This is a genomic window from Stenotrophomonas sp. P5_A8, from assembly GCF_056400545.1.
In genome coordinates this window covers 1-16,038 of record NZ_JBFULB010000063.1, presented here as the reverse complement: position 1 = coordinate 16,038, position 16,038 = coordinate 1, and the positions used below count along the sequence as shown (strand labels likewise).

Below are 16,038 nucleotides of genomic sequence, written 5' to 3'. Positions count from 1 at the left end.
GCCAGGCATGGCCTGGCTCTACCGGTGCTTATCCGACGTGGGTTCACGCGCGCTCGCGATAGAATACGTGCGTGGCCAGAAACCGAACGACATTCAACGGGCCTGATCTGCTGACCGTGGATCGGGACAACATGCGTCCGCTCGCCGAGCGGATGCGTCCGCAGACGCTGGACGAGATGGTCGGGCAGAAACGCCTGCTCGCGCCGGATAGCGCGCTGCGCCGCGCGGTCGAGTCCGGGCATGTGCATTCGATGATCCTGTGGGGGCCGCCCGGCTGTGGCAAGACCACCCTGGCGCTGCTGCTGGCGCACTACGCCGATGCCGAATTCCGCGCCATCTCCGCAGTGCTCTCCGGCCTGCCGGAGGTGCGCCAGGTGCTGGCCGAGGCCGCCCAGCGCTTTGCCGACGGCCGCCGCACCGTGCTGTTCGTCGACGAGGTGCACCGGTTCAACAAGGCGCAGCAGGATGCATTTCTGCCGCATATCGAGCGCGGGACCATCGTCTTTGTCGGCGCCACCACTGAAAATCCCTCGTTCGAACTGAACTCGGCGCTGTTGTCGCGCTGCCGCGTGCATGTGCTCGAATCGGTGTCGCCGGCCGACATCGTTGAGGCGCTGGAGCGCGCGCTGCACGACAGCGACCGCGGCCTTGGCAGCGAAGCGCTGCAGGTGGCTCCGGAATCGCTGCTGGAAATCGCCACCGCTGCAGATGGCGACGTGCGCCGCGCGCTGACCCTGCTGGAGATTGCGGCCGAACTGGCGGGCGGCGACGGTGGCCGGATCAGTCCGGAGATGCTGCTGCAGGTCCTGGCCGACCGCACCCGGCGCTTTGACAAGGGGGGCGAGCAGTTCTACGACCAGATCTCGGCGCTGCACAAATCGGTACGCAGTTCCAATCCGGATGCCGCGCTGTACTGGCTGACGCGGATGCTCGATGGCGGCTGCGACCCGTCCTACCTGGCGCGGCGGCTGACCCGCATGGCGATCGAAGACATCGGTCTGGCCGATCCGCGCGCGCAGTCGATGGCGCTGGAAGCCTGGGACATTTACGAACGCCTCGGCAGCCCGGAAGGCGAACTGGCCTTCGCGCAACTGGTGCTCTATCTGGCCAGCACCGCCAAGTCCAATGCCGGCTACGCCGCGTTCAACAAGGCCAGGCAGGACGTGCGCGAGAGCGGCACCCAGGAGGTGCCGCTGCACCTGCGCAACGCGCCGACCAGGTTGATGAAGGAGCTGGGGTACGGCAAGACCTACCAGTACGACCATGACGCCGATGGCGGCATCGCGCTGGACCAGACCGGGTTCCCGGATGCGATGGGCGAGCGGGTGTATTACGAGCCCGTACCGCGTGGCCTGGAGATCAAGCTGAAGGAAAAGCTGGACCGGCTGCGTGCGGCGCGCGAGCAGGCGCGCGCGGAGAAGGGTGGCGCGTAATGGACGGGTTTTCGACGTGGTGGCAGCAGCTGGGGCTGGTCATGGCCGGCGGCGCGCTGGGAGCCGCTCTGCGCTTCATGGTGGGCGATGCGATGCTGCGCCAGTTCGGCAGCGGTTTCCCATGGGGCACCCTGACAGTGAACCTGGTCGGCGCCTTCGCTGCCGGTTACGTGATGGTCTGGCTGCAGAGCCGCGGTACGGCCGCGCTGTACTGGCGGGCGTTCCTGATCGTGGGAATCATTGGCGGGCTGACCACGTTCTCCTCGATGGTGCTGGAGTCGCTGGTGTTCACCCGGACCGATCGTGGCCTGATGCTGCCGCTGTACCTCGGCGTCAGTCTGATAGGCGGCTTGCTGCTGGTCTGGTTGGGCGCTCGCGTGGCCGAGGCGTGGCGCTGGTAAGGGCGCGCGGCCGACGGTGGCCGATGTCCTCGTCACCCTCAACTGGCTGACGTCCCCGCCGGGTCGCGCTCTCGATCGCCACAAACGCAGAAATCCGCTGAAAACGCTGGATTAAAGTGATGTCTCACGATATCGTGCGCGCCCCCGCACGCATTCCCGTCCGTCATGCGCGATGAACAAGACCCCGGCACCCTGGAACTGACGCTGCCGCGCAAGCGCGGCCGTCCGCCCACGTTCGGCTACGCGATGACCGATGCGCAGCGCGCTGCGCGCTACCGTGCGCGTCGTGCCGGCCAGGCCGGGCACGCCGACGTGCGCTCCTGCAGCGACATGGTGCTGCTGGACAAGATCCGCGCGGCGATCAGCAGCAAGGACCCGGAGCTGACCGGCTTCCTGGTACACGTGCTGTGGCAGCGCTATCCGCTGCAGCTCAAATAGCGCACGCCTCGGTCAGCATCGCAACCGCCTGCTGCAGGTGGTCGAGCAGCGGGTCCATTTCGTCCCAGTCCAGGGTGTTGGCCAGGCTCAGCTCGTGCAGGTCGGCGGCGGTGCCGGCCAGCCCTTCGTGGCCGAGCATGCGCAGCACCCCGGCCGCGCGGTGGGCGTGATAGCGCACCAGCCGCAGTTCGCCATCCTTCCGTGCCTGCCGCACTGCCAGGACCTCCTGCTGTAGGGAGTGGAGGAAGGGCGCCCACGACGGGTCGTGCGCGGTCATCGCCGCTGCCGATGTGGCGCCTTCGTCGGTCGCCACGCCCACTACCGCCAGCAGTTGCGCAGGGTCCAGCGGCTTGCCCAACACGGCGTCCATGCCGCTGGCGCGGCAGCGCTGCACATGCGCCAGCGAATCGGTGCCGGAGAATGCCACCAGCAACGCGGCCGGACGCGCGTGTGCGCGCTCCAGCCCGCGCAGCGCGGCCGCGAGCTGGTAGCCACTCATGTCCGCCAGGTCGCAGTCGATCATGAGCAGCGTGCTGGGGTGGGCGGCCTGCAGGCGCAGCGCACTGGCGCCATCGGAGCAGGTGCGTACCGCCGCGCCCAGTGCAGCCAGCTGCCGCGCCACGATGGTGCGGCTTGGTGCATGGTCCTCAACCAGGAGCAGGCTGTGGCCAGCCAGTGGCTGGCCCGCCACCGTTGCGTTCGTGGAGAGACAGCAAACCGGCAGCGTTACCTCGAAGCGGCTGCCCTGGCCGGGCTGGCTGTGCAGCTCGATGTTGCCCTGCAGGGCATGCACCAGGGTGCGGCAGATCGACAGGCCCAGCCCAACGCCGCCCATCTCGCGCGAGTGGTCGTCATGTGCCTGCGCGAACGGCTTGAAAACACTGGACTGGCGCTCGACAGGAATGCCCACGCCGGTATCGCTGACCGCCACCTGCAGCCGGTTGCCCGCAGGGCGGCGCAGCAGGCGGAAGCGGACCTCGATAGCGCCCTGTGCGGTGAACTTCAACGCATTGCCGAGCAGGTTGTTGAGTATCTGCCGCAACGCGGTCGCGTCGGTGCGCAGTTGCGGCAGCGGGTCGGGGGTAAGCAGCAGGCTGATGCGCAGCCCTTTGGCTTCGGCGGCGGGCCGGATCGCGTTGACACAGTCGTGCGCCAACGGGTTGATGTCGTGCCAGCCCATGCAGGGCCCGAATTGGCCGGTGGCCGTGCGTGAGTAATCCAGTGCATGGTCGAGCAGCTGGCGCAGGCCGACCCCGGCGGCACATGCGGCGTCCACCAACTGGCGTTGCCCCTTGTCCAGTCCCGACTGGCTCAGCAGGTCCACCGATGCCACCAGGGCCTGCGCCGCGTTGCGCACCTCATGGCTCATCACCCCGATGACGCGCGCCTGGTTGCGCTCGTGGCGCTGCGCCGACTGATGCGCGCGGACCAGCCAGGCGCCGGTGGCCAGCATCAGCGACAGGCCCATTCCCGTTGCCATCAGCTCCCAGCGGAAATGCCGGAACAGCGCGGCCAGTGAAGGTGCATCGAAGTAGGTTCGCTGCGCCAGCCGCTGCAGCACCTGTGCATGCTGTTGCGGGGTGATCGCCTGCATCGCCGCGTCGATGTCGTCGAGCATGTGCTGGTCGGCGGCGCGCGCGACCAGACGGACGTTGCCCGGCATGCCGTCCGGCGCGCTGCGCAGCAGGAGGCTGTCGGCATGCTCGCGGCGGACAAGCGGGCGGATCAGGATGTCCAGGCCGAGCGCGGCATCGGTGACCCCGGTCTCAACTGCCCAGAGCGCGCCGGACAGGTCTGTGGCAGTGATCACCTGGACTTGCGGATAGTGCGCCTGCAGCCACTGCGGATAGCGACTGCCCTGGACCACCGCAACCCGGTGCGGGGGGCTGACGTCCAGGCCGATCTGCGCGGCACCGGCATGACGGACGGCCACCAGTGTCTCGCCGCGATAGTACGGCGGGGAGGCGCTGAGCGGGCACGGCGCATTCTCCAGTTCGCCAAGCAGCAGCATCAGGTCGGCGTCGTGTTCGCACACCGCCTGCAGGGCCGAAACGCTGGAGGAGGCCGCGGACGCCTTGAAGCGCATGCCGGTGCGCTGGCCCACCAGTTCGGAATAGCCATGGGCAAGGCTGGCAAACGGCGTCGGCCTGGACGACAGCGCGAGCGCGCGGCGCTGCGCGGGATCCAGCGCGACCCGCACGTTGCGCACCGCTGACGAGGCCGGCACGGCCTGCATGGATGCGCTGGTCGGAGTGACGACCAGCAGCAGGGTGACTGCAAAAAGGCGGGCGAGCCGCGCCGTCATAGTGCCGACAGCTGGTGGCGCAGCGTATACAGGTCGCCATCGGTGCGCAGCCCCAGCTTGCGGAACGCAGCCTGCTTCTGGGTGCTGACGGTCTTGATGCTGCGATGGCGGCGCAGGGCGATCTCGCTGACGCTCATCCCGGTCAGGCACAGGCGCAGCACTTCGCGCTCGCTGCGCGAGAGGCTGGCGTCCTCCAGTTCCTCGCCACAGCCGTGCGGCAGCCGGCACAGGCCGGTGGCGACCTGGGTCACCGCGATGGCCAGTGCATCCAGGCGCTCGCTTTTGGTGACCACCCCGGCCGCGCCGGCGCTGATGATGGTCGATACCATCACCCGGCTGGAGTGTGCGGTGAACAGCAGCAGCCGCACCCAGGGAAAGCGCTCGCGCAGCAGGTGCAGCAGATCCAGGCCAGGCATGTCGTCGTGGCCGAGGGTGTAATCGATGACGGCCACATCCACGCGGCGGGTTGCCAGGGTGAACATCAGTGCGCTGCTGTGCGCGTGGTTGCCGACCACGTCGAAACGCGGGTCGGCGGAAAGATGGACGAAGCTGCCGTGCCGGACAACATCATGGTCGTCAAGCAGCGCGATCTTCMGGGTGCAGGGAGAGGCCTGTCCGCTCATGGGATCTGTTTGCTGTTGGACAATGGGGGCACGCAATAGGGAGTGTTGACGAATTCTCCCCGTTCGCATGTGCATCAATGCTGTTTATGCACGAATTTAAGACGATTCCTACGTGCAGTACGCGAGCGCCGTCACTTTCCGCGCGGCTTCTTCACGCATGGCACCTCGCCAATCAGCGTTGCTCGCGCTCGATGAGCCTGCCCAGGCGTGCAGCGAGTTCGTGCACCATCGGATCCGCGCCCGGGCGATGCAGCAGGGCGATCTCCATGTTTTCCATGGGCGGCAGGCCATGTCGACGGGTCAGTGCGCGATGCTCGCGGGTCATCGCCCGCGCCGGCACCAGACTGATGCCCATGCCATCAGCGACGGCGCCCTGGATGCCACCGAGGCTGGAGCTGGTGAAGCTGATCCGCCACCGCCGCCCCATCGCTTCCACTGCGGCGATCAGGTCGTCGCGGTAGAGGCCGCGGGGCGGGAAGGTCACCAGTGGCACCGGATCCAGCAGGATGCAGGGACTGCGCGCGCTGTCGATCCAGCGCATCGGTTCGGCCCAGCAGGCAGTGGCTTCACGGCTGTTGCGCCGCTGCTTGATCAGTACCAGGTCCAGTTCGCCATGATCGTATGCGCTGGTGAGGTCGCGACTGAGGCCACTGGTGACTTCCAGTTTCACCTGTGGATGCTTGCGGTTGAAACTGCCCAGCAGTTGCGTGGTGCGGGCGGTGACGAAATCCTCCGGCACGCCCAGCCGCACCGTCACCGCCACCGTCGCGCCGGCCAGCGCTTGGAGCATCTGCTCGTTCAACGCCAGCATCTGCCGGGCCTGGCCGAGCAGGGTCTGGCCGGCGTCGGTCGGGTGTACGTCGCGGTTGCCGCGCACCAGCAACGGGTGGCCGGCCATGTCCTCCAGGCGGCGGATCTTCTGGCTGATCGTGGACTGGGTCGAATGCAGTCGTGCGGCAGCGGTGGTGAAGCTGCCGCAGTCGGCGACGGTGACGATGGCCCGCAGCAGGTCCAGGTCGAACAGGCTGCGATTCGGTTTTGCACTGGCGCTCATGGTGCCATCCATCTGCTGCATGGGGCTGGAGTTCTAGCATGGCGCCGTGGGGGCGGCAAACGGCGCGGGCGTGTTCAATACCCGGCGGCGGCTTCTGCACGTGCGAGGCTGCGGGCGACGCGTTGCCCGGCCTCGTGCAGCTTCTGCTGCAGGGCCGGTGGCCCGAGCACCTCGAATTCCAGGTCCAGTGCCATCAGCCAGTACACGATCGCGCCCAGCGGGCTGGCCCCGCAGATCAGCAGGCAGCGCTCCGCGTCTACCGGCTCCAGGCTGCCTGCCGAGGTCGGAATCTGCCGTTGCATGCTGGCCAACGGGGCATGCAGGATTACCCGGGCTTGTTCGCTGTATTGACCCAGCGACAGCGATTGCGCCACCCAGGTGCGGAGGTCGCCATTGCCTGGCGCCGGGCGCGGACTGAAATGCGCGCCCACGGTCGGTGCGGCCACGATGCGATCAATGCGGAACGTGCGCCAGTCCTCGCGGGCGGTGCACCACGCCACCAGATACCAGCGTCGATCCGTGTGGACCACGCCCTGTGGCTCGACCCGGCGCCGGGTGCGCTGGTCGTTGCGGTCGGCATAGTCAAAGTGCACCTGCAGTTGATCGCGGCACGCGCCGGCCAACGCCGCCAGTACGCCGGCATCGACTACCGGGCCGGACTGGTCCAGCGGCAGGATGGTCGAACGCAGCGCGTCCAGCCGCCTGCGCAGGCGCGGCGGCATCACCTGTTCCAGCTTCACCAGTGCGGTGATCGCGGTCTGCTCGATACCACTGACGGTGCCGGTCACGGCGGTGCGCAACGCAATGGCGGCAGCCAGTGCTTCCTCATCGTCAAGCAGCAGCGGCGGCAGGGCTCGCCCTGCGCGGAAGGCGTAGCCGCCGGCCACGCCACTGCTGGCCTGGATCGGGTAGCCGAGCTGGCGCAGCCGATCGATGTCGCGGCGCAGGGTGCGCGGATGCACCTGCATGCGTTCGGCCAGTGCGTTGCCGGCCCAGTGCGGGCGCGATTGCAGCAGGGACAATAGGCTGAGCAGGCGGGCGGAGGCGGAGAGCATGGCGGCAGTGTGGTGGTTGATCGGGGACAGGTTCTGTCCGCAATGGTGGCTAGCCTGTGGGCAGGGTGCAAGGCCGGCACGGCTGCACGTTTCCCACGATCATCCACAAGGAGTTCCGCATGTCCCTCGTCTTCTATTGGCACCCGATGTCCAGCGCCACCCCGGTCGCCTGCGCGCTGGCCGAACTGGCGGTGCCGCACGAGCGGGTCGAAATCGACATCCGCAGCGGCGAGCAGCGCACACCGGCCTATCTGGCCATCAATCCCAATGGCAAGGTGCCGTGCCTGGTGGTCGACGGCACGCCGCTGTTCGAGGGTCTGGCGATCCTGCAATGGCTGGGCGCGCAGCATGGCGTGGCGCAGGGGCTGTGGCCGAAGGAAGGCAGTCCCGCGCGGCTGCAGGCGCTGTCGTGGACCAGCTGGGCTTACGTCACCTACGCGGCGTTGTTGTCACGCCTGTGGCTGGCTACCCGCGAGGAGGCACTGCAGAACCATGACCACGCCGCTGCAGCATTGGCCGGGGTCGATGACCTGCTGGATATCCTGGATGCACACTTGACGGGACGAACCTGGATGCTGGGCCAGGACTACTCGCTGGTCGACCTGGTGGTGGGTTCGGTGGTGGGCTACGGCGTGTACTTCGGCGCCGACGTGGAAGCGCACCCGCACGTGAAGGCGTGGTTGACCGCGCTGCAGGCGCGCCCGGCCATGCAGGGTTCCGTCTAAGCCGCAGGGTGCTCCCGTCCCGCCGCAGTGATGCGGCGGGACGGTATTCAGAATATGCATGTGCGGCATGTCGAAATTTCACTGGTGCATGCCCGCGCCACCGTCTTATGGTGGCCCGTTCCCCTGAACCAACCTGCCGATGAAGACCTTGCTGCGCCCCCTGGTTCCCGCTTTGCTGCTGTTGGCTGCACCGGCGTTCGCCGTCGAGCAGGCCGATCTGATCATCCGCCACGTCACGGTGGTGGATGTCGAACACGCCAGCACCGTGGCCAACCAGAGCGTGGTGGTGCGCGGTGCCGACATCGTCGCGGTGGGCGAAGACCACGCCATTGCCGCGCAGTGGCGCGCGCCACAGCGCATCGAGGCCAAGGGGCGCTATCTGATGCCTGGCCTGTGGGACATGCACGTGCACTTTGGTGGTGGTCCCGAGCTGATCGAAGAGAACAAGGCGCTGCTCCCGCTTTATATCGCACACGGCATCACCAGCATCCGCGACGCCTCCGGCGATCTGCCCGAGCAGGTGCTGCAATGGCGCGGGCAGATCCGCGACGGCAGCCTGGCCGGACCGCAGTTGTTCACCTCCGGCGCGAAAATCGAAGGCATCAAGCCGGTCTGGAAGGGCACCCTCGAAGTGGGCAGCCAGGCCGACCTCGATGCGGCCTTCGTGCGCCTGAAGAAGGACCAGGTCGACTTCGTCAAGATCACCGACAGCACACTTACCCCTGAGCTGTTCCTGGCTGCGGTGCGTGGCGCGCGTGCCAATGGGCTGCGCGCGTCCGGGCACATCCCGATGGCCTTGACGGTGCAGCAGGCGGTGGACGCGGGCATCAGTTCGATCGAGCACCTGGATTACGCGTACAAGGCCGGGGTCAAGGACGAGGCTGCCATCGCCGCGGACTTCGCGGCACAGCGCATCGACCGGGCCGAAGCCAATCGTCGCCTCGACGGAGGTTTCGATCACGCCACTGCCATGGCCGCCTATCGGGGGTTTGCCGCCAACGGCGTGTATGTGACGCCCACGCTCAACGGCGGGCGCATCCTGGATTTCCTCGACCAGGACGACCATGCCAATGATTCTTACCTGGCCTATATCGGCCCGAAACTGCAGGCGACCTACGCCTGGCGCGTCGAACGCGCAGCCAACGCCACGCCGGCGCAGATCCAGGCGCGGCACCAGCAATACCATCAGGTTGCCGCGGTGCTGCCGATGCTGCAGCAGGCCGGCGTCACCCTCATGGCGGGCACCGATGCGGGCTTCCTCAACTCCTTTAATTATCCGGGCATCGGCCTGCATGACGAGCTGAGCCTGTTCGTCAAGGAAGGGCTGACGCCGGCGCAGGCCTTGTCGGCAGCCACCCGCGCGGGGCCGGCATGGTTCGGCCTGCTGGATCGCTATGGTGGCGTTGCGGTCGGCAAGGCGGCCGATCTGGTGCTGCTCACGCGCAACCCGCTGGAGGACATCGCCGCCACTCGGGCCATCGATACCGTGGTGCTGCGCGGCCACGTGTACGACCGCAAGGCGCTGGACGCGTTGCTGTCCCAGACCGGGGCCAAGGTGGCCGGGTGGAAGGCGGCGGCGAAGTAAGCGCGTCAATACCGGATTCGGCAATCCAAAAGAACCTGAACAACTGCTATCCTGCGCGCCGCCCTGCTACATGGCGCGCGCCCGCGCCCATGGAGAGGCAGGTCTTTTCCTCCTTCAGGATGAAGTGAATCCGATGAAATCGATGTTTGTTCCGCTCACGCGTTATGCCCAGTTCGATGGCCGCGCCGGTCGCAAGGAATACTGGATGTTCCAGCTGTTCCTGTTCCTGGTGATGGTGGTTGGCTACGCCGGCGTCGGTATTGGCGCTTCAATGGACAGCGGCCTGGTATCGGGCGTGTTCGGCGCGTTGTTGGGTCTGTTCTGGCTGGCGGTGCTGGTGCCGGCGATCGCCGTGGCGATCCGTCGCATGCACGACATCGACAAGTCCGGCTGGGTGCTGCTGTTCGGCCTGATTCCGTTCGTGGGTGGCATCATTCTGTTCGTGTTCAACGTGCTGCCGGGTACCCCGGGCGAAAACCGCTTCGGTCCGGTGCCGCCGACGGTCTGATCGACCGGCGGTACAGCAGTTGAAGACGCCCCGCACTGCGGGGCGTTTTTTGTTCTTCTCTCCCCTGAGGGGGCGTCTTGTTGCAAGGGCCGTAGTAGCTGAACACAACGCTACGCGTGTGGACGGGCGGTGCCGGCGGCGTGTGGATCGGGTGGTGTCTTCGCTCGGGTCTGTCGCGAGCGTGTGGGCCCCGTAGCGGCTTGCGGTGAGCAGGTAGAAGCGGGGCTTTTTTGGCACTGGTCGGTGGGTCGGGTGCTGGGCCTCCGTGCCCTTGGAGGCGAAATAAAGGAGGAGGCCGCCCTGCGGCCGGGGGCGTCGCCGGAAAGGGCAGGGAGGCCCGGCGCCCGATCCACCGACCACCGCTTTGAAGAGGATCAAAGGACGCTTCTACTTGCCACGCATAGCGGCGAAGAACTCTTTTCTCAGGCGATCGACCGGCCAAGCGCATGGGCCGTGTCCAGGTGCGGTGCCGGATCGTTGGTGTCCACCTCCAGCAGCAGCGTGGAGGACACCACCGGCGCGCCGCAGTAGTCGAAGATGCCGGTGTCGATCTGGGTTTTCATCGCGCCGGTATAGCCGCGCTTGGTCCAGGTGCGCTCGTCGGCACCGCCGAGCCCCACCAGGTGCACCTTCAGATGGCCGAGCTTCTTGACCACCCGGCCGCCGGCGTCGTCGTAGGCCCAGCCATTGGAGAATACCCGGTCGATCCAGCCCTTCAGCTGTGCCGGCATCGCCCACCAATAGACCGGGAACACCAGCACCAGCGCATCGGCTCGGTCCAGGCGGGCCTGTTCGGCGAGTACATCCTGCGGAAAGGGCCGCAGGCGATGGTGGCCGTCAAGATCGGCCTGGGTGAAGCGGGGGTCGAACCCTTCGGCGCTCAGGTCGGCGCGTTCGACCGTGGCGTCGGGGGTGGCGTCGGGGGTGGCGTCGGGGGTGGCGGCGGGGGTGGCGGCGGTGATGCCGCTGGCGATCCGGGCGGCAACGGCGTGGGTCAGCGAATCCGGGTTGGGGTGTGAGGCGACAATCAGGGTGTGCATGGGGGGCGATCCGGGGAGGCGGGCAGGTGTGTATACTTTCAGTAAGTTACGACTCGTAAGTTACGATTGGTATATAGCCATGTCAAGTGCCGTTGCTGATTCGTCCCTGGGCGCCCCGCGTCGCAGGTTGACCCGCGCCGACCGCCACACGCAGCTGCTGGCCGAAGCCTGGAGGCTGGTGCGCGAAGAGGGCACCGAGGCGCTGACGCTGGGGCGCCTGGCCGAACAGGCCGGGGTGACCAAGCCGGTGGTCTACGACCACTTCGGCACCCGGGCTGGGTTGTTGGCCGCGCTGTACCGGGATTTCGACCAGCGTCAGGGCGCGGTGATGGACGCGGCGTTGGCAGCCAGTGGGCCGGCCCTGCAAGACAAGGCGCGGGTCATCGCGCAGTCCTACGTGGCCTGTGTGCAAACCCAGGGCCGCGAGATACCCGGGGTGATCGCCGCGCTCGCCGGTTCGCCGGAACTGGCGCGGATCAAGCGCGAGTACGAGGCGCTCTTCATCGAGCAATGCCGCAACCTGCTCGCACCGTTCGCGCGCGGTGGCGTGCTGCCATCGGCCGGCTTGTGGGGCATGCTCGGTGCGGCGGAAGGATTGTCGGTTGCGGCGATCACTGGCGACATTACGCCGCTGCAGGCACAGCAGGAGTTGGCGGCGACGATCATGTCGATGGTGGAGCGCGCGTGATGGAGACTGCAGCGGGTGGGCGTTGGTAGCGCGTTCCCGCGTCATGACCAATGCATCTTTGCTTATTGCCTGGACGCGCTCACAGCGCTCGAAACAGCCCTGTTTCGGGTAATGAATGAGACAGCGGCATGGCAGCTGCGTGCCGTGTCATGAATTGTTTAGCCACATGTCGATGGCGTCTACGCATCTGCGCCCCGCACGCACGCGACGGTAACCTTGGCGCGGCTACGGTGCATCCACCGGCATCATTTCGTTGCCGAATTCCGGAGATGCACAGATGGGTACCAACCAGAACCCGCAGCAGAACCAGCAGAATCCGCAGGAACAAAAGAACAATCCGCCGGGCCAGCAGGGCCAGCAACAGCAGCAGCGCGATCCGCAGCGTCAGGGCCAGCAGCAACAGCAGGACCAGGACCAGGACCAGAAGCGCGAGCGCAATGCCCAGCAGGGTAGCCAGGACGAAGAAGAATAAGCCGTCCGCTGTACCGCATTCCGCAAAGGCCCGGCCCTCTGGTCGGGCCTTTGCATGTGTGGGGAGCTGAAGGTCGCTCGCGTATCATGCACGGCCATTCCGCATCGACGTCGTCGGTGCCTCTGCACAGGATTGTCTGCATGTCTGTTGTCTTCCCGCGGTGCACGTTGCTCGCGCTTGCCGTTATCGCTGGCGGCACCGCCAATGCGTCCCCTGCTGGCCGCGCGGCCATCGAGCCCCTGCTCGAACAGAGCCCGGGGGTGACCTTCAGTCAAGGCGTGCAGGAGGGCAAAGCGCAGTTCCGTGGTCGGCTGCAGCAGTTTGCCAACGGCGACACCCTGCTGCGCGTGGGGGACGGCGAGGGCGAACCGGTGATGCTGATCGTGTGCTCGCAATCGGGCTGGATCAATCCGGTTGGCGAGACCGGCAGCGCCACGCCGTTGAGCGGTGAGCAGCTCAAGGCGGTGCGGATGATGCAGTACATGGGCACGCTGACCGGCGTGGCGATGGTGCAGGGCGTGATCGGCGAGGGCTGGCAGCTGCCGGCGTCCGCCGCGCCGGTGTCCTCGACCGGCAGCAACGCCTGGGCCTATGGCCGCGAACAGTTCGACATCACCACCCGTCAGGTGGCGGGACAGGGGCTGCAGGTGCGGACGGTCAAAACCTCGAACGGTGCCACGCCGCACACCCCGGACCCGGCGGCAACCTTCAGCACCGACGACGATCGCGCGGCGCGCCTGGCCGAGCTCGAACCGGTGGGCGCCTGGCGTGAACTGGTGATCGCCGACGGCGAGCGCCCGGCGTCCTTGCCGGCGGACATGTCGCTGAAGGGCTGGTTTTCCAGTAGTGCGCAGGGCGCGGTGGCGACGGTCGGCGACGCGCGGCGCAACTGCAAGGAATGAAGCGGCCTCGACGGCGCCTGCCCATTGATCTATGTGATAAGCATTCGCATTTAGGGTAGACTGCGTCGTCCCCCTGTGAAGCGGGCTGTGCGGCGCCACGCCGCTGCCCCTGAGTACCCATGACGTTGTCCTTCGCGGCCCGCCGCCGATCGTCCGCCCTGCTGCCGCTGGCCGGCCTGATGCTCAGCCTGGCCTGCGCGATGCCGAGTGCGTCGGCGCAGCAGCGCAATCCGCAGCAGCGGGTAGGCGAGACGATCTTCGTGCAGAAGGCCGAGCGCTACCGCTTCGAGCGATTTACCCTGGACAGCCCGGACGGGCAGCGCCGCTGGCAGGTCAACGTCGGTATTCCCGTGCGAAGCGGCAAGGTGCCGGCACCGGTGCTGTACATGCTCGATGGCAACGCGGCGGCGATGGTGATGGACCAGCCGCTGCTTGCCGAACTCGCGGCCAAGGCCGCGCCGGTGCTGGTGTTCATCGGTTATGACAACGACCTGCGCATCGATTCGCCGGCGCGCACCACCGATTACACCGCATGGATCGACCGCGCCGACGATGAGGATGGCACGCCGACGGTGGTCGGCGGGGGCGCGTTCGCGTTCCAGGACCTGATCGAACGGCGGATCAAGCCGGAGGTGGAGAGGCGCGCCAACATCGACCGCCAGCAGCAGGCGCTGTGGGGCCATTCGTTGGGTGGGCTGTTCGTGCTGAGCAGCCTGTACACCCGGCCCGCCGCGTTCCAGTACTACCTCTCGGCGAGCCCGTCGCTGTGGTGGAACCGGGGCGCGCCGCTGGGCGACATGGAGCAGCAGTTCCTGGAGAACCAGCACGGCCAGCCTGCGAAGGTGTGGGTGATGCTGGGCGGCGCAGAGCGCATCGGTGACCGCGGCAACCGCGATATGAACAACCCGCGTGTGGTCGCGCATCTGCGCCGCATTGGCGGCGCCACGCCGGATGCGGCGATGCAGTTGTCGCAGCGCCTGGCCAAGGTGCCCGGGCTGGACGTGCACTACCGCGAGTTCGATGGCCTGGGCCACGGCCCGATGCTGTCCGCGTCGTTGCAGGCGACGTTGAGCGTGCTGTACGGCGTGACCGACCGCAGCCTGACCGCTGCTGCTGCGCAGCCCTGATCGTTTCTCGACATTCCGCACGCCACGCGCGTGCAACCCGCTACCCAGGCTTCTTGTGCGGCATCGCACCGGCCCAGGCAACCGATGATCCACCGCGCACCGCGCGGTACCCGTGCAAGGAGCCTGTCATGTCGTTCCGTTCTTCATTCCGTCTCACCACCCTGGCCGCTGGTCTGCTGCTGGCCGTCGCCGGCCACGCGCAGCCGGTGTTCGACCAGCCCGCCAGTGTGTTCAAGGGTAGCGTCGTCTCGCGGGGTGAGAATGTCGTCCCCGGCAGCACGGCCGAGGTGGTCGGCCGCGGCTTCGTGCCGGGCCAGCAGGTCAGCCTGGTGCGCGGTGAAACCGTGCTCAACGGCCAGCCGTTGATTGTCGATGCGGACGGCAACTTCACCACCCGGTTGCAGATCCCCGCCGACGCGGTGCCGGGCACGCATCCGGTGGTGGTACGCGCCAGCCAGCCGGCGGCCGCTGCGGTGCTCAATCTGCGCGTGTCGCCACAGCTGCCGCTGTCGGGGCAGGAGCGTTTCTCCACCCAGTCCAACAAGCTCGTGCAGGGCCTCTATCAGTCGGCTTACAGCCCCAAGAGCAACGCGGTATTTGTGACTTCTGCAGTGGGCCGCCCACCGGTGACCCAGTCGCAGCTGCTCAAGGTCGACCCGAAGACGCTGAAGGTAATCCAGGCGATCACGCCGGCGCCGGTGCCCGATGCCAAGGGGGGCAGTGTGTTCGCGGTGTACGGCGTGGGTGTGGACGATGCCAACGGCAACGTGTGGGTGAGCAACACCCGCCAGGACACGCTGGCGGTGTATCGCCAGTCGGATCTGTCGCTGGTGCACCAGTTCCCGGTCGGCGCCGTGCCGCACGCGCGTGACGTGGTGGTGGATGCCAGACACGGCAAGGTGTTTGCCTCGGCCACGGGTGAGGACCATCTGTCGGTGTTCGACGCGAAGACGCTCAAGCCGCTCGAACCGATCGCGCTGGCCTCGGGCGTGGACGACGAAAAATTCGTCCCGATGAGCCTGGTGCTGGATGACGCCAGCGGCAAGCTGTTCACGGTGAGCATTGGCACCCCGGAAGCGGCGGTGATCGATGTGGCCACGGGCAAGGTGGACAAGGTCATCGACCTGGGCAATTCGATCAGTGCCTCGGGCGTGGCCTTCGATGCGCAGCAGAACCAGTTGTATGTGGCCTCGCAGGGCACCGACAACCTGTTGATCGTGGATGTCGCCAGCGGCAAGGTGCTGCACGATGTGCCTGTCGGGGCCGGTGCGCTCAACGTCGCGTTCGATCCGAAGGCGGGGCTGGCGTATGTCACCAGCCGCGGTGCCGGCACTGTCTCCGTGGTCGACCGCAGCGGCAAGGTGGTGGGCAATCTGGACGGCGGCACGTTCCCCAACCATGTGCGCGCCGATGGCAAGGGCAACGTGTTCGCGGTGAACAAGTCGCGCGGCACCGACGATGCCAAGGGCGACCGGATCACCCGTATCGCGCCGCGCCAGCCGTAATCCACCGGGCAGGGCGGCCGCCGGTCGTCCTGCCGAAGGAGCAATGAATGAAAACGAGGGTATCCCTGCGGCTCTTGCCGCTCGCGATGACAATGGCCTTGGCAGCGTGCAGTGGCCCGGCTACCCCGCCGGCCGGTGAAGCGAACGCACCGACGGCGGCAACGGACGCTGCAACGC

At 67.2% G+C, this 16,038-nt stretch carries 16 protein-coding genes; 11 read left to right on the top strand and 5 right to left on the bottom strand.

What is annotated here, in order from left to right; genetic code table 11:
* The first annotated feature begins 131 nt into the window (after positions 1 to 131).
* From AC1DQP_RS06975 to AC1DQP_RS06965, 3 genes are all read left to right on the top strand, one after another.
* Complete coding sequence (locus tag AC1DQP_RS06975) at positions 132 to 1,433, top strand: replication-associated recombination protein A (protein WP_256776715.1); 1,302 nt, start codon at positions 132 to 134, stop codon at positions 1,431 to 1,433.
* Positions 1,433 to 1,834 (top strand): fluoride efflux transporter CrcB, encoded by a 402-nt coding sequence (crcB, locus tag AC1DQP_RS06970; RefSeq protein ID WP_256776716.1) that lies wholly within the window; start codon positions 1,433 to 1,435, stop codon positions 1,832 to 1,834. Before AC1DQP_RS06975 ends, crcB begins: the two co-directional genes overlap by 1 nt.
* A 165-nt stretch (positions 1,835 to 1,999) precedes the next feature.
* Complete coding sequence (locus tag AC1DQP_RS06965) at positions 2,000 to 2,272, top strand: hypothetical protein (protein ID WP_256776717.1); 273 nt, start codon at positions 2,000 to 2,002, stop codon at positions 2,270 to 2,272.
* Here AC1DQP_RS06965 and AC1DQP_RS06960 read toward each other — a convergent pair.
* The 4 genes from AC1DQP_RS06960 to AC1DQP_RS06945 form a co-directional block, all read right to left on the bottom strand.
* The gene (locus AC1DQP_RS06960; RefSeq protein WP_478051318.1) at positions 2,265 to 4,577 is read right to left on the bottom strand and encodes an ATP-binding protein; all 2,313 of its coding nucleotides are present in this window, start codon (positions 4,575 to 4,577) and stop codon (positions 2,265 to 2,267) included. The two genes, AC1DQP_RS06965 and AC1DQP_RS06960, sit on opposite strands and share 8 nt — an antisense overlap.
* Entirely contained in the window at positions 4,574 to 5,200 is a 627-nt protein-coding gene (locus AC1DQP_RS06955; RefSeq protein ID WP_478051317.1) for a response regulator, read from the bottom strand. The genes AC1DQP_RS06960 and AC1DQP_RS06955 overlap by 4 nt, the downstream gene beginning before the upstream one ends.
* Positions 5,201 to 5,372: 172 nt before the next feature.
* The gene (locus tag AC1DQP_RS06950) at positions 5,373 to 6,254 is read right to left on the bottom strand and encodes a LysR family transcriptional regulator (protein ID WP_478051316.1); all 882 of its coding nucleotides are present in this window, start codon (positions 6,252 to 6,254) and stop codon (positions 5,373 to 5,375) included.
* 74 nt (positions 6,255 to 6,328) lie between these two features.
* Positions 6,329 to 7,309: a helix-turn-helix transcriptional regulator gene (locus AC1DQP_RS06945; RefSeq protein ID WP_256776721.1), complete on the bottom strand. Its 981-nt coding sequence runs from the start codon at positions 7,307 to 7,309 to the stop codon at positions 6,329 to 6,331.
* A gap of 119 nt (positions 7,310 to 7,428) precedes the next feature.
* On the opposite strand from AC1DQP_RS06945, the gene AC1DQP_RS06940 reads away from it, so the two are divergent.
* From AC1DQP_RS06940 to AC1DQP_RS06930, 3 genes are all read left to right on the top strand, one after another.
* Positions 7,429 to 8,034: a glutathione S-transferase family protein gene (locus tag AC1DQP_RS06940; RefSeq protein ID WP_457319720.1), complete on the top strand. Its 606-nt coding sequence runs from the start codon at positions 7,429 to 7,431 to the stop codon at positions 8,032 to 8,034.
* Positions 8,035 to 8,173: 139 nt separating this feature from the next.
* The gene (locus AC1DQP_RS06935; RefSeq protein ID WP_457319717.1) at positions 8,174 to 9,619 is read left to right on the top strand and encodes an amidohydrolase family protein; all 1,446 of its coding nucleotides are present in this window, start codon (positions 8,174 to 8,176) and stop codon (positions 9,617 to 9,619) included.
* A 133-nt stretch (positions 9,620 to 9,752) separates the two neighbouring features.
* Positions 9,753 to 10,127 (top strand): DUF805 domain-containing protein, encoded by a 375-nt coding sequence (locus AC1DQP_RS06930; RefSeq protein WP_256776725.1) that lies wholly within the window; start codon positions 9,753 to 9,755, stop codon positions 10,125 to 10,127.
* 422 nt (positions 10,128 to 10,549) lie between these two features.
* Here AC1DQP_RS06930 and AC1DQP_RS06925 read toward each other — a convergent pair whose 3' ends face one another.
* A complete protein-coding gene (locus AC1DQP_RS06925) occupies positions 10,550 to 11,167 on the bottom strand; it encodes an NAD(P)H-dependent oxidoreductase (RefSeq protein ID WP_457319713.1) in 618 nt (205 codons plus the stop codon).
* Positions 11,168 to 11,246: 79 nt separating this feature from the next.
* Between AC1DQP_RS06925 and AC1DQP_RS06920 the strand changes: the two genes are divergently transcribed.
* The 5 genes from AC1DQP_RS06920 to AC1DQP_RS06900 all read left to right on the top strand — a co-directional run bounded on the left by AC1DQP_RS06920 (position 11,247) and on the right by AC1DQP_RS06900 (position 15,861).
* Positions 11,247 to 11,855, top strand: a complete 609-nt coding sequence (locus tag AC1DQP_RS06920; protein WP_457319710.1) for a TetR/AcrR family transcriptional regulator — start codon at positions 11,247 to 11,249, stop codon at positions 11,853 to 11,855.
* Between the two features lie 277 nt (positions 11,856 to 12,132).
* Positions 12,133 to 12,327: a hypothetical protein gene (locus AC1DQP_RS06915; RefSeq protein WP_478051315.1), complete on the top strand. Its 195-nt coding sequence runs from the start codon at positions 12,133 to 12,135 to the stop codon at positions 12,325 to 12,327.
* A 140-nt stretch (positions 12,328 to 12,467) separates the two neighbouring features.
* The gene (locus AC1DQP_RS06910; protein ID WP_478051314.1) at positions 12,468 to 13,229 is read left to right on the top strand and encodes a hypothetical protein; all 762 of its coding nucleotides are present in this window, start codon (positions 12,468 to 12,470) and stop codon (positions 13,227 to 13,229) included.
* Positions 13,230 to 13,348: 119 nt separating this feature from the next.
* Complete coding sequence (locus AC1DQP_RS06905; protein WP_457319923.1) at positions 13,349 to 14,356, top strand: alpha/beta hydrolase; 1,008 nt, start codon at positions 13,349 to 13,351, stop codon at positions 14,354 to 14,356.
* Between the two features lie 128 nt (positions 14,357 to 14,484).
* Positions 14,485 to 15,861: a YncE family protein gene (locus AC1DQP_RS06900; RefSeq protein WP_457319921.1), complete on the top strand. Its 1,377-nt coding sequence runs from the start codon at positions 14,485 to 14,487 to the stop codon at positions 15,859 to 15,861.
* Positions 15,862 to 16,038: the final 177 nt, after the last annotated feature.

Coding starts and splice junctions, on each gene's coding strand:
- AC1DQP_RS06910 (WP_478051314.1), top strand. CDS start 12,468: ATGTCTGTTGTCTTCCCGCGGTGCACGTTGCTCGCGCTTGCCGTTATC.
- AC1DQP_RS06905 (WP_457319923.1), top strand. CDS start 13,349: ATGACGTTGTCCTTCGCGGCCCGCCGCCGATCGTCCGCCCTGCTGCCG.
- AC1DQP_RS06900 (WP_457319921.1), top strand. CDS start 14,485: ATGTCGTTCCGTTCTTCATTCCGTCTCACCACCCTGGCCGCTGGTCTG.
- AC1DQP_RS06965 (WP_256776717.1), top strand. CDS start 2,000: ATGCGCGATGAACAAGACCCCGGCACCCTGGAACTGACGCTGCCGCGC.
- AC1DQP_RS06950 (WP_478051316.1), bottom strand. CDS start 6,254: ATGAGCGCCAGTGCAAAACCGAATCGCAGCCTGTTCGACCTGGACCTG.
- AC1DQP_RS06960 (WP_478051318.1), bottom strand. CDS start 4,577: ATGACGGCGCGGCTCGCCCGCCTTTTTGCAGTCACCCTGCTGCTGGTC.
- AC1DQP_RS06915 (WP_478051315.1), top strand. CDS start 12,133: ATGGGTACCAACCAGAACCCGCAGCAGAACCAGCAGAATCCGCAGGAA.
- AC1DQP_RS06940 (WP_457319720.1), top strand. CDS start 7,429: ATGTCCCTCGTCTTCTATTGGCACCCGATGTCCAGCGCCACCCCGGTC.
- AC1DQP_RS06920 (WP_457319710.1), top strand. CDS start 11,247: ATGTCAAGTGCCGTTGCTGATTCGTCCCTGGGCGCCCCGCGTCGCAGG.
- AC1DQP_RS06975 (WP_256776715.1), top strand. CDS start 132: ATGCGTCCGCTCGCCGAGCGGATGCGTCCGCAGACGCTGGACGAGATG.
- AC1DQP_RS06930 (WP_256776725.1), top strand. CDS start 9,753: ATGAAATCGATGTTTGTTCCGCTCACGCGTTATGCCCAGTTCGATGGC.
- AC1DQP_RS06925 (WP_457319713.1), bottom strand. CDS start 11,167: ATGCACACCCTGATTGTCGCCTCACACCCCAACCCGGATTCGCTGACC.
- crcB (WP_256776716.1), top strand. CDS start 1,433: ATGGACGGGTTTTCGACGTGGTGGCAGCAGCTGGGGCTGGTCATGGCC.
- AC1DQP_RS06935 (WP_457319717.1), top strand. CDS start 8,174: ATGAAGACCTTGCTGCGCCCCCTGGTTCCCGCTTTGCTGCTGTTGGCT.
- AC1DQP_RS06945 (WP_256776721.1), bottom strand. CDS start 7,309: ATGCTCTCCGCCTCCGCCCGCCTGCTCAGCCTATTGTCCCTGCTGCAA.